General features: G+C 59.7%; 15 protein-coding genes. 11 read left to right on the top strand and 4 right to left on the bottom strand.

Going from position 1 to position 21,022, the window contains the following annotated elements; genetic code table 11:
• Positions 1 to 5 precede the first annotated feature (5 nt).
• The 10 genes from ACR0LD_RS17315 (at position 6) to ACR0LD_RS17270 (ending at position 13,443) form a co-directional block, all read left to right on the top strand.
• Positions 6 to 1,724: a dynamin family protein gene (locus ACR0LD_RS17315; protein ID WP_480638216.1), complete on the top strand. Its 1,719-nt coding sequence runs from the start codon at positions 6 to 8 to the stop codon at positions 1,722 to 1,724.
• A gap of 126 nt (positions 1,725 to 1,850) precedes the next feature.
• Entirely contained in the window at positions 1,851 to 2,252 is a 402-nt protein-coding gene (locus tag ACR0LD_RS17310; protein ID WP_170367238.1) for a hypothetical protein, read from the top strand.
• A 26-nt stretch (positions 2,253 to 2,278) separates the two neighbouring features.
• A complete protein-coding gene (locus ACR0LD_RS17305; protein ID WP_480638214.1) occupies positions 2,279 to 3,133 on the top strand; it encodes a hypothetical protein in 855 nt (284 codons plus the stop codon).
• A 71-nt stretch (positions 3,134 to 3,204) separates the two neighbouring features.
• Entirely contained in the window at positions 3,205 to 5,247 is a 2,043-nt protein-coding gene (locus ACR0LD_RS17300) for a dynamin family protein (protein WP_480638212.1), read from the top strand.
• Positions 5,244 to 6,527 (top strand): dynamin family protein, encoded by a 1,284-nt coding sequence (locus tag ACR0LD_RS17295; protein WP_170441267.1) that lies wholly within the window; start codon positions 5,244 to 5,246, stop codon positions 6,525 to 6,527. The genes ACR0LD_RS17300 and ACR0LD_RS17295 overlap by 4 nt, the downstream gene beginning before the upstream one ends.
• Before the next feature lie 340 nt (positions 6,528 to 6,867).
• Positions 6,868 to 9,009, top strand: a complete 2,142-nt coding sequence (locus tag ACR0LD_RS17290) for a serine/threonine-protein kinase (protein WP_480638210.1) — start codon at positions 6,868 to 6,870, stop codon at positions 9,007 to 9,009.
• Positions 9,010 to 9,216: 207 nt separating this feature from the next.
• Positions 9,217 to 10,227 (top strand): FHA domain-containing protein, encoded by a 1,011-nt coding sequence (locus tag ACR0LD_RS17285; protein WP_480638208.1) that lies wholly within the window; start codon positions 9,217 to 9,219, stop codon positions 10,225 to 10,227.
• Between the two features lie 3 nt (positions 10,228 to 10,230).
• Positions 10,231 to 11,016 (top strand): PP2C family protein-serine/threonine phosphatase, encoded by a 786-nt coding sequence (locus ACR0LD_RS17280; protein WP_480638206.1) that lies wholly within the window; start codon positions 10,231 to 10,233, stop codon positions 11,014 to 11,016.
• Positions 11,017 to 11,038: 22 nt separating this feature from the next.
• The gene (locus tag ACR0LD_RS17275; protein WP_170441278.1) at positions 11,039 to 12,289 is read left to right on the top strand and encodes a transporter substrate-binding domain-containing protein; all 1,251 of its coding nucleotides are present in this window, start codon (positions 11,039 to 11,041) and stop codon (positions 12,287 to 12,289) included.
• 44 nt (positions 12,290 to 12,333) lie between these two features.
• Positions 12,334 to 13,443: a transporter substrate-binding domain-containing protein gene (locus tag ACR0LD_RS17270; RefSeq protein WP_170341645.1), complete on the top strand. Its 1,110-nt coding sequence runs from the start codon at positions 12,334 to 12,336 to the stop codon at positions 13,441 to 13,443.
• Positions 13,444 to 13,493: 50 nt separating this feature from the next.
• Here ACR0LD_RS17270 and ACR0LD_RS17265 read toward each other — a convergent pair whose 3' ends face one another.
• Together ACR0LD_RS17265 and ACR0LD_RS17260 are read right to left on the bottom strand one after the other, a co-directional pair.
• Positions 13,494 to 14,357 carry a polysaccharide deacetylase family protein gene (locus ACR0LD_RS17265; protein ID WP_480638204.1) on the bottom strand — a complete coding sequence of 288 codons (864 nt, stop codon included), beginning with the start codon at positions 14,355 to 14,357 and terminating at the stop codon, positions 13,494 to 13,496.
• A complete protein-coding gene (locus ACR0LD_RS17260; RefSeq protein WP_480638203.1) occupies positions 14,354 to 16,129 on the bottom strand; it encodes a carbamoyltransferase family protein in 1,776 nt (591 codons plus the stop codon). Before ACR0LD_RS17260 ends, ACR0LD_RS17265 begins: the two co-directional genes overlap by 4 nt.
• Before the next feature lie 476 nt (positions 16,130 to 16,605).
• On the opposite strand from ACR0LD_RS17260, the gene ACR0LD_RS17255 reads away from it, so the two are divergent.
• The gene (locus ACR0LD_RS17255; RefSeq protein ID WP_480638201.1) at positions 16,606 to 18,183 is read left to right on the top strand and encodes a carbamoyltransferase C-terminal domain-containing protein; all 1,578 of its coding nucleotides are present in this window, start codon (positions 16,606 to 16,608) and stop codon (positions 18,181 to 18,183) included.
• A gap of 12 nt (positions 18,184 to 18,195) precedes the next feature.
• Here ACR0LD_RS17255 and ACR0LD_RS17250 read toward each other — a convergent pair whose 3' ends face one another.
• Both ACR0LD_RS17250 and ACR0LD_RS17245 read right to left on the bottom strand, forming a co-directional pair.
• Positions 18,196 to 19,356, bottom strand: a complete 1,161-nt coding sequence (locus tag ACR0LD_RS17250; RefSeq protein WP_480638199.1) for a glycosyltransferase family 4 protein — start codon at positions 19,354 to 19,356, stop codon at positions 18,196 to 18,198.
• Between the two features lie 64 nt (positions 19,357 to 19,420).
• A complete protein-coding gene (locus tag ACR0LD_RS17245) occupies positions 19,421 to 20,737 on the bottom strand; it encodes a lipopolysaccharide biosynthesis protein (protein ID WP_170341656.1) in 1,317 nt (438 codons plus the stop codon).
• Positions 20,738 to 21,022 lie beyond the last annotated feature (285 nt).

Genomic DNA, 21,022 nt, shown 5'->3' with positions numbered 1-21,022 from the left:
AAGCCATGGCAAAAGATTCACAAATCCGCTTCGTCTCTCCTCGGGCATGGGAACGCATCGAGCAGTGGTCCCGCCGCAAACCGGTTTTTGCGCTGATGGGAGAGTTCAGCGCCGGAAAGTCCACGCTCATGAACTTCCTGCTGCGCAAGCAGGCCCTACCGACGCAGGTGACGGCCACCCAGCTGCCGCCGGTCTGGTTCAGTTGGGGCAACAAACCGGCTTACGTCCAGCGCCATGACGGGACCACTTCTCCGATTGGTTTGGACGAATTGGACAAGGTGGGCGTCAACGACGCGCAGTTCATCCGCATCTATCTTGAAGCGGACATTCTCGAGGCCGTCGACCTGATCGACACGCCCGGCATTTCGGACCCCAAAATTCAGGCCGATGTCTGGCGCCGTGCGGTAGGTCAAGCCAACGGGGTGCTATGGTGTACGCACTCGACGCAGGCCTGGCGCGAGACCGAACGCGCCACGTGGGTTTCGTTGCCGGAACGGCTTCAGCACAACTCGCTTCTGTTGGTCACGCGCGCGGACGCACTGGATCTGAAAGACCGCCAGAAAGTGCTCCGCCGCATCAACCGCGAAGCGGGGCACCTATTCAATCGGACAATCCTGTTTTCCGCCCGTGACGCGATCATCGCGCGTGACAAAACGGGCGACGCCGAGCTGTGGTCGCGCAGCGGCGGCGGCAAGATGATCGACAGCTTTCTTGAGATCACCGAGCAGATCATGGACAGCCGTGCGGAAAAACTTGCCCGCTACCAGATCGACAAGAGCCTCGCCGGCACGCCCCCGGTTCAACCGGTGCGTCCCGAACGATCCGATCGCCAGACCGCAGCCGAAGAGCCCGCGCCTTTCAAGTTGACCAACCCGCTGGATCAGGATGATGGATTCGAGGCGGTCCGGAACTCGGACGATGTGATCGCAACCTTCCCGGTTCGACCGGCCCGGGTGGAGCGCCGCGGCGAGTCGACCGTACGCGAGCGGATCAACCCGGATGACGCCGACCGCTTGCGCGCCGAAATGACGCCGGTGCCCGATGAAGATTTGCGGGCCTTGTTCCGGGACGAGGATGAGGATCGGCTCAGCGTCGCCGCAACTTCGACTGCGGTGACTCAGCTGGACGACGAAGACTTTGACGAGGTCGATGACGATACGCTCGATTTCGAGGACGACGAAATGCTGGTCGCAGACGCCGATGACCAGACCAACGATCAGGGTGCCCAGGACGAAGACCTGCTGGCCACGCTGTCAGAACGTTTGGTTGGCGAGTCCCCCGCACCGGCAGCAGACGAACAGGACGAGACCCCGGCACCCAGTGTCGAAGACTCGGTCTCGTCCATTGCTTCGCTGTTGTCCCAGCAACAGGGTGACGATGCCACGACCTATGAACCTGAGCCGGAATCGAACGGCTTGATTTCGGCCCAGACCCCTGAAGACCAGGAACCCGAAGTGCCTTGTGAGCAGGTCGGCGAAGGCGAAACCTCGCTGGAACACCTTTTGAGCGTGCCGGCAGGAGCTCCGCTCAGCGCGGCGGCGATGTGGCGGGAAATCGCGGCCAGTGAAGATATCCCCCAAGACGTGGACGGGCTGCACGCCGTGTTCCAGGCCTTTCTTGAGGAGTTCGACAAGATCGCTCACGAGCACACCGGGCGCGACGAACAGGACAGGATTCAACCGGTGCCAAATCCGAAAGACAGGGCGGAGTGGCATGTGTTGTAACCGGGCCTCATGGGACACGTTGGAAACGGTAAACCGTTTCCCATCCCGAACGGCAATGCTACTCAGCGGCGCGACGGTTTCGAACCGCTGCGCCTTTGGGCTTAATAAGGGATAACAGAGCTTTAGATGACGATTGACGCCGCATTGACCACCGCCATGGAAACCATTCCCGACTGCATCGCAGCGGGATATGTCGACATGGAAACGGGCATGCTTCTGGGCATGTCGGCAACCGGGACCGAGGATGGTGCAGCCTTGGAAACCCTCGCCATTGCGGTGGCAAATCTGTTTCAGGGCCGGGGCGTTCAAGCATTCGAAGCGCTGTTGGCCTCGGCCGGACTACAGGATCCGGAGAACCCGGGATTTGGGGAAATCTCGGTGTTTTCGAACGACCGGCTACACATCTTCATGCGGACCCGGGCCTATCCGGAACACGTGGTCTGCTACATCTGCCGCGACAGCGCGAATATCGGGCTGACGCTTACGAAATCACATCTCAGCCTGGGGCCGGTAGCGGCCGCAGTTTAGACGGGACCAGAGGGGGTCACGGCATGATGGCGACAGACATAATCGACATGCTCGAAAACATCGGGCGGTCTGCGACGCCCCGTTTGTCGCCGGCCGTTCGGTTAACCGGGGACACGGCCGAGGCCCGGCGGGCCAGCATACTGAACCTGATCCGGGGAACGGTTCTTCCAAGACGCTTGGAGTTCAACGCCCAGAACGGAACGATCCTGGCGATCGAGGTGAACAGCTCACGGATCACGGATGTTTATTCGGCGAGCACCGGCACCCTTCCGGATTTCGAAACCGAACCGCGCGAAGCGCTGATCGAAAAGCTGGCGCGGCTCGTGTCCGACCTGGCCGCGACCGCCCCTCCGATCGAAGTGGTGTCTCTGAAACCGGACGGGCCGCTGGAGGCGGATGACGTCGGCATCACGTTCAGCGAGATGCAGAAAGCCTGTTCCGAAATCGTTCTGCCGTCCGAGCCACGGGTTTCGGTTGTCCCGGATCCCGTCGAGGACACGAAAGAGCAGGACAGCACTGAAAGTGCAGAACTCAGTGTAGCCGCGGCTTTCTTCGACGGCGCCGAACGGTTCGCCATGGGACGCCTGCTGACAAGTGCGGAGGGGGCGACCCACCAGTTCGATGGCGTGTGCGCCGATGGACAGCCTCTTCATCCTTCGGATGATCTGTTGACCCGGTTCGCACAGGATCTGGCGGGATGGGATGCCGACAATGCCGGGCTGCTCGAGCAGCCGCAACTGATCGTCATGCGGCCGTCAGGTGGCAAGGGCGCGGGTGTCGCTCTGGTTCGGGATGGTCGCAATACAGCCGCCGCCGTACATGACGCGCGCAAGCTGGGTGCCGTCGTCAACCTGTGGAAATCTCTGCGGGAGTCGGTCTGATGGCACCGCTTTCGCGACAGTTGAAGTTAAGTTTGAAGCAAATCTTGGGTACCAGTTTTTAGGGTAGTGTTATGAGTGAAACCAACCGCCGGGAATTGATCCGGATCGCCAGCGAAATGAAAGAGGTGAGCAATGACGAGACCTGTCAGTTCATCTCTCGCATCGTTGACGATCTCAGCGGCCTGAAACCATCGATTGCATTCGTCGGGCAGATCAAGGCCGGGAAGTCCCGCCTGATCAACGGCTTTACGGGACAGGCAGAATTTCTGCCGTCGGACGTGAACCCGTGGACGACCGTGATCACCGACATGCATTTCGGTCATCCCTCCGGGCGCACATCGGGGGCCGAATTCCATTTCTTCGACAACCGCCAATGGCAGGCGCTGATCGCCGAAGGCGAAGAACTGCGCAACATGTTCCCCGACGATGAGGACAGCTATAAGCGCGAGATGATCGAGGAGCAGGTCGACGCGATGAAAAACCGCGCTCGTCTGCGCCTGGGTGACAGTTTCGAACAGCTGATGGGCCAGCATCACGACCTCGAAGAACTGACGTCGGATGACCTTGCCCGCTATGTCTGTGCCGGGGATGATCCGACCGACGAAGCCGAACATGATCCGGGCTCGGACCGGGGTTTGTACAGCGACATCACCCGCAAGGCCGAGGTGTATTTTGATCTGGGCCATTTCCCGTTCCCGCTGACCGTGACCGACACGCCCGGCGTCAATGATCCGCTGTTGATCCGCGAAGAGATCTCGCGCCAGTACCTCAAGGAATCCGACTTTTTCGTCGTGGTTCTGTCCGCGCACCAGGCCCTGTCGCGCGCCGATTTGAAACTGTTCCGGCTGATGCAGGCGCTTGAGCTGGGTCAGATCGTGGTTTTCATCAACCGGGTCGACGAATTGGGCGGCGGTGCGGAAGACGCGGCGAAAGTACGCGCCGACGTTTTGGACGGGTTGGAAAAGGCTCTGGGGAAGTCCAGCATCGACGTTCTGATGGGCAGCGCTCAGTGGGCGCATTATGCGTTGACCGGGGACGAAACCGGCGTCAACCACGATCACATCCTCGCCTGGCTGCGGGCGCATCCCGAACAGATGAAGCAGTACCTTGCCGGCGTCGAAGAGATCAAACGCGGCCCCGGCCCGATCAGCCGCGAGGCGGTTCTGCGGTATGCTGCGATGATCGCCTCGGGCTTGCCAGACCTGCGCCGACATGTCACCACCGCGCTGACTGATGGCCCGCGCAACGAACAACTGCGTATGGCATGGCAACATCTGAACGGCTTTGCCCAGGGCGAGCTGGAGCGCAGCAAAGCCCGCCTCCGCGCGCTGGAAGAAGATGGCCAACCTTCGGACGATGCGGCTGGCGAGAATGACAAGACCCTCGCCGAGTTGCGCAAGCTGGTATCGGACAAAACCGCAGAGATCACCCGCGACATGGATGATGTTCTGGCAAACTTGCGTGGTGTGATGGACGACACCGTGGCCGAAGCCGTCGTATCGGTTGTGCGCGGACCCGACGGGCAATCCCCGTTGCTTGCAAAAGGTGGCGCAACCGAACTGAACTTTACACCGTTGCGCGAACGCATGCGCGAACTGGTGCAGGGTGCGACTCAGGTCATTCGCCAGCGGATGCTTAGCGAACTCTATGCCATCGACATGCAGGCCAACGCGTCTCTGCGGTCCCTGCCGGGCTGGCAGGAGCCGACCGACAGCCGTATGAACACCAGTGCCGTGCGCTGGTTCCGTCCAGACACCACCGCTCTGACCCGGGGTATTACGGTCGAGTTGCGGGTGAACTGGTTGTCGCGTCTGATCTCGCGGAAATCCGTCGTCTCTCGCGCCGAGCGCATGATTGTGCAGGAATTCGAGATGATTGGAGATGACCTGATCGATACCGCGCGCGAGAACCTGCTGGAGCGCTTGAACACCGCTCTGGACCATTTCCTGGCCCTGCTCGCCGGGCATCTTGAAAACCGCACCGCGACGGGCGAGACATGTGAGCGCACCCAGGCGCAGGTCGATTTCGACCGCGCACGCCGGATCGCGGACGAATTGCAATCGACCTTTGGCGCTGAACACAGCGACGAACGACAAGCGGAGGCCGCCGAGTGATTGAATTTCCCGGAACCGAGACGGAAGTGCGTCAGCTTGACCGTTTTCTGACCGCAACCGAACGCCTTCCGTCCACGCCCGAGTTGGACGGCATGCGCGCGCGGGCACAGTCCCACGCCGAGCGGTTGTCAAACGCGGTCTCAATCGGTTTTGCAGGGGAATTCGGCGCCGGGAAGTCCAGTCTTGCCAACATGCTCGCCGGAGCTGACATCCTGCCCACGGGTCCGCAACATCTGAAATTGCCTCTGGTGATTGTCACCTATGCGGACACGCCTGAAACGACCGTTGGGTGGTGGGACCGCGAGCCAAAGGTTTATTCCGGCATCGCCCTGGAAAAGGCCGCGGCCGACAATCCTGATTTTATCTCGGTGGGGCTGAACACCCCTGCCCTGCGCGAAATCTCGTTGTTCGACCTGCCCGGCTCCGGTGCGCTGGACGACACTTACAAACAAACGCTTGATTTGTTGAAATTCGTCGATTGCGCCATCTGGTGCACGAACGGAACCAACGCTTGGCGCGAGACCGAGCGCCATTTGTGGGCACAAGTCCCGCAAAACCTGCGCGACAACAGCTTGCTAGCCGTCACTCACACGGACCTGCCCCCTGTCCGCGACGCCCTCGATCGCGTTCTGTCGCGGTTGGAGAAGGAGAAGTCGGGCATGTTCCGCGCGATCGTACCGATCGGGACACCAGTTGCCGTTCGCGCCATGGCGCAAGAGCCGGAACCGGACTTCGCCTTGTGGGAAACCTGCGGCGGCCAGAACCTTGCGGAGAAGGTGCTTGAAATTGCATCGCATCGCCGCCGAACGGATCTGGAGGCCGCGCGGCAGGACCTTGCCGCTGACTTCCTGCCGTTCTTGGAGACATTGACCGGCGCGGGCGAAGCCGCAGCCTCGGACACCAGAACGGTACAGCCCAGTCTGGAATCTGCGCTGCCGCCGCTGGACAACCCGATCCTCGAAGACTGGCTGGCGGCGATCGCCAGCATTTACGAAGACCTGCGCGACAGTTCGGACATCGAACCGGCCGCCTTCCTGCAAAGCTGTCAGGAAATTGTCGAGGATTTTGCTGAACGGCTGGAAAACGGGTCCGAGATCGATCCCGAAGCCGACTGGATTCCGGGCGAGTTCGAAAAGGCCACCGACCTGCTTCTGCTGCTTCAATTCGAGAGCGGCGAAGGGCCACTCAAGGATGCGATCAGCATACTGGCGCAGCTCAGCGACAACCTGGCGTGGGCCGGCAGCACGGTCGCTTCGGCCCCTCCGAAGACCGGAACCTGAGTCATTCCCGCAAAGATTGAGCCGCGGCGCGGCGAATCGTTAACACTGGAATCATGATTCCATTGTTTCGAATCCGTGGACCATGGGTCGTCTGGCGCCCGGACTGAATCCTTTTTGTTCGCCGGGAGACACTACATATATGTACTCTATCAGCTATTAGATCAATATATTGATCTGCGCCCGAAACCGTTCTCAGTGAAGCCACGAGGCGGCCCCATTAAAGTCAAATTTGAAACGTCTAACCGTTCTCAAGTGTCCTGCGGTTGTGTTGGTTGTGTGTTCGTGGGCTGATTGCCCGGTTATTTTGGCCGCAAGTTTTTGGAATGATGGGCGGGAAGAAATGAACCACAACCAGGCTGTCGGTGCATCGCACGACGAACCTCAAATTCAAGGTCTGCAACCGGGCGCGAAACTGCTGCGCGGCCAGTACGAAATTCTTCGCTTCCTCAGCAATGGCGGGTTCGGCATCACGTATTTGGCGCGTGACAGCCTGGAACGCGATGTGGTCATCAAGGAATGCTATCCGGGTGCCTTGTGCCGCCGCAACGGTGACCTGGTCGAACCCAATGATCCGGCCTTCAAGGACGACCTGCGCGCGATCATCGACCTGTTCATTCAGGAAGCCCGCAACCATGCTCGCCTGGTCCACCCCAATATCGTCGACGTGCACCAGGTCTTCGAAGACAACGATACTGCGTATATCGCGATGGACCTGATCCGTGGATGCGATCTGCTGGATTACATCGAGGACCCCAAGACCGAAACCGGCCCGGACTTTATCGTCCAAGTCACCGAAAAGATGCTGTCCGCGGTTTCATTCATCCACCAAAGCGGGATGCTTCACCGGGACATTTCGCCAGACAACATCCTGATCGACGAAAACGGCGAACCGATCCTGATCGATTTCGGCGCCGCGCGCGAGCAGGCTGCCAACCAATCGGCGGCCCTGTTGACGCTTCGGGTGATCAAGGATGGGTACTCGCCGCACGAGTTCTACGTGCGCGGCTCCGAGCAGGGTCCCAGCAGCGACTTGTATGTGTTGGCGGCAACGCTCTACCACGCGATCAGCGGCGAGCGCCCGATCGACGGCCAATCGCGCCTGAATGCCTTCAACAACGGACAGAAAGATCCCTATCAGCCGCTGACCGGTCGCTTCCAAGGTTACCCGGATGGCTTCCTTGGGGCGATCGACAAGGCCATGGAGGTCCACGCGACTGACCGCCTTCAATCTGCACTGGACTGGTTGCGGATGTTCCGCGGCCCCGGTGTCGAATTCGACAGCTTTGCCTATCGCCCCGTTTCGGTAATCGTGGCCTTGGACCGCAAGGACGAAGAGGCCGAAAAGGCCCGCATCAAAGCCGAAAGCGAAAACGCCGAAGCGGTTGTAACAGCCCTGCTGGCCGGCAATTCCGATCTGGCTCTTGGGCATGGCGAAAAAAACGACGACGGACCGGCAAGTTTTGCCCAGAAGGACGAGCCCGCAGCAGCAGTGGACACGGTTGTCCAAAAAGGATCGGGCGGCAACGGCAAGTTGATCGCGGGTGTCGCCGCAATCGCGATTTTGGCCGCTGGTGGATTCTTCGTGATGTCCGGCGGCTCGACCGAGACGGACCCGACACCGATCCAGACCGCGACGCCCACCGAGACGGCCGAACCTGCCGAAACGCAGACGGCCGAACCAGTGATCGCGCCCGAAGCAAACAAGGCAGAAGAAACCGCAGCAGCAACCGAAACAGAACAGCAGGTGGCAGAAGACCAGCCTGTCGAGCAGGCCGCAGCGGCTGTCACACCGCCGGCGGTGGAAACACAGGAAGAAGCGGCGCAGCCCGAAGAACCTGTCGAAGTGGCGGCGGTTGCACCGAGCGCTCCGGTCAATCTGGCCGAGACCCAAGTCAGCTATGCCCATTGGGATGTCAAAATCCCGTTCTCGACTTCGCAGCGGCGCGCCTCGACCGGAAACATCATCGCCATCACCGGTGTGGATGCCGACCAGGACATGTCCACGATCGGTGAATGGGTTCAGCGAGGCGCAGCGATCTATACCCTGAACGGCAGCCCTGTGCGCGCCGGAACGACGCTTGCTGCGCAGGTTCTGGACAACCTTCAGGTTGACCCGGACGGCTATATCCGTGTCGCGGCGCGGTATCGCCCCATCGGACAGACCCGCGCGCAGAACGGCCTGCTGGCCCTGCCCGCAATCCGCGAGTTCGGGCTGGCCAACGGTTACTCGTTCGAAGCCCGCGGCGCCGATTTGCCCGAATGGCAGACGGTTGTTGCCGGAGCACCGGCCGCAACGGCAGGTGGCCTGCAGACCGGCGACATTCTTGTCCGCGAGACCGTCTCGGGAACCGAGATGATTGCTGCCGACAGTCTGGATACCGCGCTGAACGCGTTGGTTTCCGAAAACAAGCCCGAAGCACGTTTGGTTGTGCTTAGAAACGGGGCGGAAACAACCGCCGTGATGCCTTTGGCGCAGGAGTGATCAGACCGGTACGTATTTGATCCGCCAGTTTGTGTTTGCTGAGGAGGATGCCGCGTTTTGGCCCTCCTGGTGGGGACAGGCCCACCGCGGAAGGTAAGAGTGTTTCAGGTTTCCAACTTCATCAGTGCCGCTGCGCCATGCGCAGAGGTTCGTAGCAGCCCCACGGGTCACCTAAGCCCGTGCAAGTAGTCAAAAGGTGTCGACACCATGTTCAAATACAAAAGCCCACTCAGCCGGCTTCTCGAGGGTGCCGGCAAAGCCAAAGAAGCCGAAGGGTCGGAACCCGAAGTCGAAACGACCGACAAGGCCGAGCCGATTGCGGACTTCAATGCACTGCGCCAGGCACTGGCTGGTGGAAACCTGAGCACGGACAGCTACGAGGAAACCGACGAGCTGATTCCGGAAGAGAAGATGCCCGATTTCGCCGAGACCGAACAGACGGTGGAAGAGGCAACAGAAAGCGAAGAAACAGCCGAAGCCGCGCCTGAAGCGCCGGAAGAAGCCGAACAGGTCGTGACGCTGCACGTTGCGGCAACCGAAGAAGAAGAAGAGACCATCCAGTCGGTCATGGCCGAAACTGCCGAACCCGATCTGGAGGAAGTCCAAGAGGAAGAGGCCTCGGCGCCGACCCCGTTCGAGTTGCCGGAACCCATTGCAATCGAAACTGCCCCGGACGAAGCAGCGGCAGATGCCGAACCTGTGGCCACCGAGCCCGAAGAACCCGAAGCCGCCCCGGAAGTCGCCGAAGCGCCGGCCTCGGATCGTCGGTCGCGCGTCAAGACCACCTTCCTCGGGTTCGAGCGCCCTGACACACATGTGCAGGAACTGATCGAAACAGCCGAGCCGGTGGCCAAGACCGAAACCGCAGGCGCGACATTCCCGGTCGGTTGGCTGGCAGTAACCAGTGGCCCCGGGCGGGGGTCCAGCATCACGCTGACCGAAGGGCTGATGCAGATTGGCCGCAACGATGACCAGGCGATCCAATTGGATTTTGGCGACACCGGGATTTCACGGTCGAACCACGCCGTCATTGCTTATGACCCCGAAGACCGCAAATGCTATCTGGGCCATGGCGGCAAGGCAAACCTTGTGCGCCTGAACGGCAAACCCGTCCTCAGCACCGTGCCGCTGTCCAGCGGCGACCTGATCCGCATCAGCGAAACATCGCTGCGGTTCGTGGCCTTCTGTGACGAAAACTTCGACTGGCGGGACGCATAACGGATGCTGGCTACTCCGGCATATGACATTGCACTGATCCTGGATCAGGGTCAGCGCGACACGCAGGAAGACGCGGTTGCCTCGCGGGTCTTTGACGCCGCCAACGCCGGTTATGTCGTGGTGGCAGACGGCATGGGTGGTCATGCCGCGGGCGAAGTGGCCTCGGATCTGGTGGTCAAGTCCTGGTGCGAAGTGCTCGACGCAGTTCTGGAGACTCCGGAATTGACCGAGAATACGCTGCTGGATGCGCTGCCCATGGCCGCAATGCAGGCCAACGCGGCCGTGGCGGGGTATGGCGACGACCAGCACCAAGGCTTCAACATGGGCTCGACCCTGCTGGGAGTTCTGCTGCTGGGCAACAAAGTGTTCTGGATCTCGATCGGCGACAGCCCTTTGTACCTGTTCCGCGACGGCGTTCTGTCTCAGATCAACGAAGATCATTCGATGGCCCCGATCATCGACGCACAGGTAACCCGAGGGGAGCTGTCCGAAGCCGAAGCGCAGTCCCATCCCGACCGCAACCAGCTGACCTCGGTCATCATGGGCGCGGCGATCCCCAAGGTAGACTGCCCCGAAGACGCGCTGGAACTGACGACCGATGACCTCCTCATCCTCGGCAGTGACGGGCTGCAATATCTGGGCAACCACGACATCCAGTCCATCCTTCAGGACAACGCTTCGGCCCTCTCCCAGGACATCGCCGACAGCCTCCTCAAGGCACTGATCGCCAAGGGTGATCCGGATCAGGACAACATTTCAATCGCCGTCATCAAAACGGCCCGACAATAACAAAAGCAAAGCAACAGGACCCATGAGAACACACCTGATCATATCCAGCATTGCCCTAGCGTCAGCAACGGGGGCAGCCTCGGCGCAAGAGGCATGCTCGACCTACGAGATCCAGCGCGGCGACAGCCTGCGTGAACTGGCCATCAAGGTCTATGCGACCGAAGACTATCGCATCATCTACGACGCCAACCGCGACACGATCGGGTCCAACCCCAACATCATCCGCGTCGGCGACGTTCTGACCTTCCCCTGCCTCGAGGATGTCGGCCGCGCCGCGCCTGAACCGGAAACCGAGGCCGAGCGCATGGCCGCCGAGATGGCAGCCGAACTGGTCAAGGCCGCGGAAGAACGTGCCGCCAAGGCCATCGCCGAGGCCGAAGCCCGCGTTGCGGAGGCCCAGCAGGCCAGCGACAAGGCTGTCATCGAAGCCAAGGCCGCTGCGAAGAAGGAAATCGAGGCCGCCCGCGCAGAAGGTGCCGCGTTGATCCGCAACGCCGGTGACGGCACCCGCCCCGAGATCCGCGACCGGCAGTTGCTGCTGATCACCGGGGGCAACTACGCGCCGTTTACGGACGAAGCCCTGCCCAATCGCGGTCTGTACACGAACCTAGTCGAAACCGCGATGCTGCGGGCGGCGCCGGAACAGGCCTACAAGATCCAGTTCGTGAACGACTGGTCGTCGCATCTGGACCTGCTGATGCCCACCCTGGCCTTCGATGCCACGTTCCCTTGGTCGCGCCCGAATTGCGAAGAAGCCGAGGCACTTTCGGAGAGCGACCGGAACCGGTGCGAGACCTACAACTTCTCGAACCCGTTCTACGAAGTGGTCGACACGTTCTTCGCCAAGGATGGTTCAGGCTACGAAACCTCGCTCAGCTACGCGGAATTCGTCGGCACCACGATCTGCCGCCCCGAGGGCTGGTCAACCTCGCACATGGACGCTGTAGGTCTTTATGAGCCTGCGATCACCATCTTGCGCCCCGTCGATCCGGACGAGTGTTTCCACGCAGTCATGGACGGGCGGGCTGACCTGGTCGCCATCGAAGCGCATCTGGCCGTCGAGGCGATCGGTCGGCTGGGTTATGAACACAAGATCATCGAAAACCCCAACCTGGCGGCGATCAAGTCGCTCAACGTCATGACCCACAAGGACAATCCGGATGGGGAAGCGATCCTCGAGACGCTCAATCAGGGTCTGGCGATCATGCAGCAATCGGGCGAATGGCGCGACATCGTCTCGACCGCCCTGCGGTACCAAATGGAAAACGGATAAGGGCCGGCAAGGTCTGACAAAACAAAAGTCTGGAGGAAGTGGACATGTTTGAAATCAATCTGAAGAAACTGGTGGCGGCAGCCACCGCAGTAACCGCCCTCAGCGCCGGCGCCGCCGCCGCTCAGGAGGCCTGTACCAACTATACGGTTCAGGACGGTGACACGATGGCAACCATCGCCATCGCGGCCTACGGCACATCGAACTACCAGCCGATCTTCAACGCAAACCGCAACGTCATCACCAACCCGAACTCGCTTGAGCCGGGCATCGTTCTGGCCCTGCCCTGTGAAGACGGCAGCCTGCCGAATGGCCGCAGCGCGCAGGAAATCATCGCCGCGGAAGAACAGCGCGCTGCAAGCGTGAAACGCTCGAGCGTCTATGAGCCGCCGATCAAACTGGTCACCGGTAACGGCTGGGCGCCCTTCGCAGATGAATCGCTGAATGGCGGTGGCATCATCCCGCGTCTGGCAACCACCTCGTTGCAGCGGGGCGGCAACGCCCGCGACTATTCAGTTAGCTTTGTTGACGACTGGAATTCGCACCTGGAAACCCTGCTGCCGCTGGGCGCGTTCGACGTGTCGATGGCATGGAACATGCCGGACTGCACCAACCGCAGCTACGAATGGTCCTGGGAAACCGAGGTGCGCTGCACGCAGTTCGACTCGTCGGTCCCAGTCTATGACATCGTGGTCGGTTTCTACACCCTGCCCGAAAGCCAGTTTGCCAACGCGACCACCTTTGACGAGCTGAAAGGGTCGACCATCTGCCGCATGGACGGCTGGTTCATCCACGATCTGGAACAGCAAGGTCTGATCAATGGCGACACCATCACCTTGATGCAGCCGATCACCGCGCGGGAATGTCTGGATGCCGTGCTGACCGGCACTGCAGATGTTGCAACCTTCGAGGTCCAACTGTTCTCGGACACCATGGTTGAAATGGGCCTGAACCAGAACGACCTGATCGAGAACCCCTTCGTGACCTCGCTGTCGTCGCTGCGTTTCATCGCACACCGTTCGAACCCGTTCGGCAAGCAGTACCTGGCCATGCTGAACAAGGGCCTCAACGAAATGCGTGAATCCGGCGAATGGTACGCGATCGTTTCGGACTCGCTGCGCGAGCACAACGACAAACTGATGGCCGCGTCGAACTGATCCCTCGGTTCCGCGAATGACTGGGGCTGGTCGACTGACCGGCCCCTTTCTTATTCTCCGATTAACTGATCCAGCCGACCCGCAAGGCCGCCTGCGGGGATCAAACCCTCGACCTTGCGCAAAAGTCGCGCGCCGCCAAAGTTCAGCCACTGAGACTGCCGCAACGCCCAGTAAGCGGCTTTGGCAGATCCCAAGGCCGCGAGCTCGTCCCGTGAAACCATGAATGACCGAGGTTCCACGATCTCGTAGGGATGCAGATAGACTTGCGGCGGGATGCCGGCCTGTTCAGACCGTTCGATCAGTTTCCCCGCCAGATCCGAAGTCATGAACTTCAGATAGCTACCTCCCAGACGCACCATCGGCCCCTTGACCGCCAATGGCGTCATGAACAACGGCAAGATCCGGAGCGTGGTCAGCCCCATTTCCCGGGAAAACCGATCACATTCCTGCGCCGAGGCGAAGAATGACGAACAGTCGTAGTCGAAATGGCGTTCAATCAGGCGGTACTGTTCAGGCGTTGCGCGGTTCAATCGAAAGCGCGGGGCGCGAAACCCTCGAACTGGTGTGTTCCCGGCCTCCTCCAAAGCTTGCCGCGCCTGACCCAGCATACGGTCTATGGTCTCCGCAGACTGCAGGTCCATGCTGTCATGAAAATAGTAGTGGCAAGCAACCTCGTGGCCCCGCCTTGCGATTTCGGCCACCAGATCAGGCGCATCGCGTGCTACGACTCCCGTGCAGAAGAACGTTGCGGGGCCACCGGTAGATCCGTCATGTGAGCGAAGGAAGCCATCAATGGTTTCAAAGCTTTGCCACAGCTCTTCAACTCTGAGGGGCCCGGTTTCCCAGACCCCCAGAAGGCGTTTCAGATCATGCGCAAAGTCTTCGAAATCGACGCTGAGAAACAGCCGGGTCACGCGACAGCTTGGGCCCGGGCGCTGTCATCCTTCAGCGCTTCGCGCAGCACGACATAGTCACCGATCACCAACGCATCCACTCCCGATGCGGCAAATGTCGCGCAAGCATCCAGAGGCGAATAGACGATGGGCTCCTGGATATTGAACGAGGTATTCAACAACACGGGCACTCCGGTCTTTTCACCGAACCGCGTCAACAAGGCGTGGTACAGCGGGTTCGCCGACTGCGACACCGTATGTACGCGTGCCGTCTGGTCAGTATGGGTGATTGCCGGGATGTCTGCCGCCCGATCGCCACGCACACGAGCAACGATGTTCATGTAGGGGCTGGTCTGATCGATCTCGAAAAAGGTCGAGGCCGCCTCCTCCGCAACGCTGGGCGCAAAGGGCCGGAAATGCTCGCGTTTCTTGATCTTGACGTTCAGATCGTCGCGAATGCTGTCCTTGCGTGGGTCTGCAAGGAAGGATCGGGCACCCAGAGCACGCGGGCCAAACTCTGCCCGCCCCTGGAACCAAGCGATGATCTTGCCTTCGGCCAGCAGGTCGGACACACGGTCCAGGAACTGGTCAACAGGCAAGGCCTGCTGCGGTTCCGCACAATACTGATCCAAGGCAGCGGTGATGTCGGCATCTGCCCAATCGGCACCCTGATATGGGCTGCGGACCGAGGGCAGATCGACCTGCTCGCTCGGAATGCAGGCCAGCGCTGCGCCAACTGCACAGCCAGCATCATGTGGGGCCGGTGGAATGATGACCTCGTCAAACGTGCCGTCCGCGATCAGCGTTCCATTCGCCGTGACATTTAGCGCGCAGCCGCCAGAAACTACCAATTTGCGCAGGTCCGGATTGGCTTTGCGGACCGGCTCCAGAATATGGTGCAGGGCTGCCTCGAACGCGGCTTGCACGGATGCCGCCAGGTCCACGTGGCGTTCGTTCGGCGCGGTGCCGGGCTCGCGCCGGGTGCCGAACAGTTCTTCCATACGTGGATGGAACTCGCCGCGCAGGGCTGAGTGATAGTCGCACAGCGCGGTGTTCACGCGGTAACCGCCGTCATCGTCCAGGATCAGAATTTCGCGCAGGATGGCGTCGCGATAGATGGGTTTGCCATACGGAGCCAAGCCCATCATCTTGTATTCGCCTTCCAGCATCTTGAAGCCAAGAAAACCGGTGAAGGTCGAGTAGAAATGACCCAGCGAGTTCGGCCAGCGATGATCCGCCAGACCTTCCCGCTTGCCGTTCCGCACAACTGACACGATGGTCGAGCTTTCCTCGCCTCCACCGTCATAGGACAGGGAAACGAAGCTGTCCCAGTCACGCATCGCTTCGGCGTACAATTGATGGGTCAGATGGTGGTTGATGTAGTGCAACTTGAAATCGGCCGGACCATGCACAGCCGTCAGGATCTTGCGGATGCGGAACAGGTCCATCCAGCCGCTGTCCTGTGACTCGTCCGACGAGGCATCTGACACGAACAGTGCCCCGATCCGCGCCGTTACGCTTTTTGCGGCTGAGGGGCGCTGCAAAATCTTGCGCATCGTGCCCATACCTCGGCCGACCATACGCCAAGGCTGCCAATAGACCGCAACCTCGTCGATGTCCGAGAACTTCAGCCCAGCAATGCGCAGAACTTCGGCGATCGCCTGATGGGGAAATGCCCCGTCATTCTTGACCCGCGTCAGCCGCTCTTCTTCGATTGCGGCAACCAGCTTGCCGTCCTTGAACAGCGCAGCGGCGCTGTTGCTCATTGTAGCTAAACCCAAAATTACTGACATAACCTAAAACACCCTTGGCCAAAAAACTTGCCTGATAACGCGGCCACGTTAACGGTCAGAGGCTGGTAGGTGCAACCCGGATGAAGGTGCTGCTCGATCAAATCTCAGCCTTTCACGGCCAACCGGAAGCCATGCAAGTGTGATTCACCGGACTTGTCAGCCTGTTGCACCGGTCTGGTGCCGGGCACTGCGCAGGGTACGCAACACCCACTCAGTGAACAATCGCGCCAAAAGTGCTCTTTCGTTCACGAATAGCCACTGCGTTAAGCCCGGCGGCAGCCGGTTACGAACTTGGGTTCCCCCAAACACCGAGCTTCTGCTAGGCTTAATCGTGGCATTTGTTTTGGTATTCGTGGAATGGATTTGCGGTTAATTCGATCCGTCAGCGCCCCGTCATTTTTGACCCGACGGACTGTCACATCTGTTTGCGAGACACCTGGTCTTTGGACCGTGACTTGTCGAGGGAAGGGCTATTCATGAAAATCCTGTCTTTCAAATCCGGACATGACGGCACAGTTGCAGGTGTCGACAGCACTGACGGGCGTCTGCAGTTTTCCTACGAGGCGGAAAAGAACAGCTTCCCCCGGTATACGCCGGTTACGCCTGACACGTTCATTGACGCGGGTCTATGGTTCAAGGATTTGCCGGATGTCCTGGCCCTCAGCGGGTGGTCAAGCAACGGGGCCGACCACGTTACAACTTCGGGGGCCGGATACTTCGGTATCGGCGCGGGGTCTGAAACAGCTGGCAAACGAACCTTTTTTGGCAAGTCGGTCGATTATTACTCTTCAACTCACGAACGGGCGCATATCTGGTGCAGCTATGCCATGTCCCCCTTTCGTCAGGGCGAGCCCTGTTATGTACTTCTGTGGGAAGGCGCATTGGGAGATTTCTACGAGATCGACAGCGACCTGACCATTCATCACCGAGGGCAGGTGATGACGGCCCCGGGCACACGCTTTGCGTTTCTCAATGCCCTCGCCGACCCCGACTTTCCGGTCACGGGCAACTCACCCCGGCCACAGGATCCCGGCCGCCTGATGGCAGCCTGCGCATTTGGCGAAGACGGTCCACCAGATGCGGATGAGACGGAACTGATCAACCGGTTGCTTTCCTCGGACCTGGGCGGCGACGCACTTCGCAAAAGCGATTTTGTGACTTCACCCTTCTTCAACATTGGAACGGACAGCCAAAAGCTGAAGAACATGGCCACCAAACTGTCCAAAGCGATATTCCAGATGTTTCGCGACTATGCGGAACAGAACCTGCCTGAAAAGCATCCGCTGCTGATCGCCGGCGGGTGTGGCCTGAATGGACACTGGAATACCGCGTGGAAGCAAAGCGGGCTCTTCCGTGAGGTCTTCGTACCGCCGACGACCGGCGACTCGGGATGTGCCATTGGAACCGCCGTGGACGCGATGCGCCACTATACCGGCCAAGCCAAACTGGAATGGTCGGTCTATTCCGGCCAGTCCTTCTGCGACGACCGCATCGACACGCAGGGTATGACCGCAACCGAACTGAACCTAAACACGATCGCCAAAGACCTGCTGGACGGAAAGATCATTGGCTGGACCCGCGGCAATTGCGAGATTGGGCCGCGCGCTTTGGGAAACCGGTCGATCCTGGCCGCGCCGTTTTCCCCGGAGACACGTACGCGACTGAACCGGATCAAGGGACGGGCCAGCAACAGTCCAGTGGCGCCGTCTTGCCTGGAAGAGGATGCTGCACTGCACTTCGACATCAGCGCGCCCTCGCCATACATGATGGACTTTTACCGCGTTACCAATCCGGACCTGGCCGCAGTAACCCATGTCGACGGTTCGGCGCGGGTACAGACGGTCAACCGCAACCAGAACCCCTATTTTTACGACCTTCTGGCCGCGTTCAAGGCGGTGTCGGGGGTGGGCGTGCTCTGCAACACCTCGCTCAATTTCAAGAACTCCGGCTTCATTAATACAACTCGGGATCTGGCACATTATGCCCGCCAGGTCGGGTTGGATGGATTCGTCGCGGGCAATACCTATTACACATTCGACAACCCGCGCTGTTGACCGAACAAGCTATCAAGCGAGCAACCGATCATAGATCTCGCAAACCCCGTTCACATGAATATCCAAGCCGAAATTTGCACGGGCATAGTTCTTTGACGCTTGTGAAATCTCCTCGAACAACGCTCTGTCCTGATGCAACTTGCGCACAGGTTCCACGAATGCCTGAGGATCGTCGGGGTCGACCAGCACACCGGTTTCCCAGTCCGTGATCGCTTCGATGTTGCCGCCGTGACGGGTCGCGATGACTGGAGTTCCCAAATACATCGCTTCGATCAACGTACGGCCAAACGGTTCGTCCAGAGCGGTCACCAGATTGGCATCCATTGCAGCCATGTACCCATCGATCGGCTGTCGGAAACCCATCATATGGATATGCTCGCTGGTCCCCGCCTCATTTGCGATGCGAAGGCAGGTCTGGCGCAACGGTTCGTCCCGCTCGGCCGCGCTGCCGAACAGAAGACCATGCACCGGAGTGTCGGGCATCGCATTTTGCACAGCCGCGATGACCCTTACAAAATGGTCGGGACGCTTGCGCGTGACGAAGTTTCCGAAATACCCGAGAAGCAGCGCGTCATCGGGCAATCCCATCTCGGCGATTACGGCTGCTCGGGCTTCGGACCTATCCGGTGGGTCAGGGTTGAAATCAAATGGGCTGCGGATCACGGTGAACTTCTTGTCGACCGACCGCACCGGGTTGCTTGGCTTCGAAAAATGCGAAACGCTGATAATGTGGTCGGAAATTAGCGGCGCCAGTTTGTTGATCCCGAACGCGGTCGGATCCTGCCGATGGTGCCAGATGTGTTTCCTGCCCGCCAGACGGGCCGGCAGCACCCAGTTGGCATGCATCCGACCTTCGTTTGTGTGAACGATGTCGGCATCGATGCGCTTTAGGACACTTGCCAGCCTCCATGCGCTAGAAGTCAGGTATCGCCCCGGGCCACAATCGCGCGGATAGCTGAGCCCGCCCGGAGACATCAGGCTGGGATCGTGCAGGATTTCGACGTCCAATCCCAGCGATCGGGCATACTCCGCCGCCGGGCCGGCCTCGTAGTGGACCAGGATATGGGGCACATACTTCGACCGGTCCAACGCCGCCGCAAGTTTCAAGGCTGACACGTGACTGCCGCCAATAACGGTGTCACCTTCGAAGGGAAATAGAATACGTCTTGGCATGGATGGTCTCAAAACACTCGTGACTCAAGGAATTTAGGGACAGGGCCGGAAGATCACCAACCCATCATGTTTCGTGTTTTCTGGCCAGATAAGACCGGATGGCGAATATGCAGCCCACCGTCCAGATCACATTGAACAACAAATGGGCCAGGGCAATCCCCTCGATCCCCATCCAATACAGCAACGGCAGAAATGAGGCCGTAAAGATCACCGTCGCAACAATCGTCGTGCGCACAAGTGCGCTGTCCAGCCCCATGCTCAGCAAGGCGGGGTTCAACACCAAGCCCCCCAGATACACGATCGCGGCATACATCAAGATCGTCATGACGGGCGCTGCGCCACGGAACTCTGGCCCGAACAGCAGAACGGCCAACTCTGGCATCTTCAGCGCCAACGGAATGGAGACCAGGATCGACACCCCGCAAACCGAGAGCGACACCAGCCGTACAAGACGCCAGAACCGGCCGAAATCGCCGACGGCCCATAGGCGGGTCATCTCGGGGTACAGGACTTGCCTGACGGGGCCGCCAATCCGAACAACATTGGCCATGATGCGCTTGCCCACCTGATAGAAGCCCACCGATGTCACGTCCAGCAGGGCGCCGACGACAAGTATGTCCAGCCGCTGAGTCGATTGTCGCAGGATTACGTTGAAATTCGAATTCCAAAGGAACCGCAGATACCCGGGGTTATGGGCAAAAGCCCGCCGCAGCGGCTGGGACAAAAACCTGTGCAAGTTGCGTTTTTTCAATTCGGCCAGTGCCAGAAAGAACGCAACCAGCCCGGTCAGGATCTGATGCATCAGCAACAGAGCCACAAATGCCCAGATCCCCAAGTCCAGCAGAAAGGCGATGATGACTCCGACAAGCCGAAGGCCGGCGATTACCATGTCCGAGATCGCCAGCACGTCGAACCGGTCGAAAATTCGAAGAACTCCAATGCCGGTTGGTCGGAGCGATAGAAACAACCCAAAGGCAACAAGCGTGATATAGGACGCGCCTTCAGGTTCAGACAGCCCGATGAACGGAGCAAGCTTTGGCGCCAGCATTATCGCCACCGAACCAGCCAGCAGCCCGCCAAGGCAATCGGTCACCACAGACATCTTGATCAATTGTCGGAATCTGTTCGGATCCTCTTCGATCAGAGCCTCGCTGCCGTACTTGATGGTTGCCTGCCATGGCTCGAGCCGGAACAACCTGTCCATCACCTGAATGTACGCGTCCACCAGCGCCAGAATCCCAACCGCAGCCGGCCCGATTGCGCGAGCCGTAAAGATGAGGCTGGCCAAACCGAACAGACCAACCAAAATCTGCGACAAGAACATCCATGACATGTTCTTGGCCAGCCGCTTCAACAGCGGCTTCGAGCTTGGCTCACTCATCGGTTCACGCGAAACCACGCGGCACTATCCACGCGGCGTTCAGGAAGCGGGTCATCAATTCACCCATGCACTCGGTACAATTCAATACGTTTCCAAAATTTGTGGCGGGTTAAGTCATGTTTCCGGTTGTTTCCGTTTCTATCATTTAGTTGTCTTGGATTATATCGTTTTACGAAAGCGCAGTTTGCCGATTGAATCCAGTACTGATTGTTGAAAGGGCTTTTGAAGTTGCGACAGAAACCAATTCTTGTTCGGAGCACCTGTCGGGGTGCCAACCGGTCCGGG

Source organism: Ruegeria sp. BF8 (genome assembly GCF_056538625.1).
The sequence above is the reverse complement of the archived record's forward strand: the minus strand, read 5'-3'. Positions and strand labels throughout refer to the sequence as shown.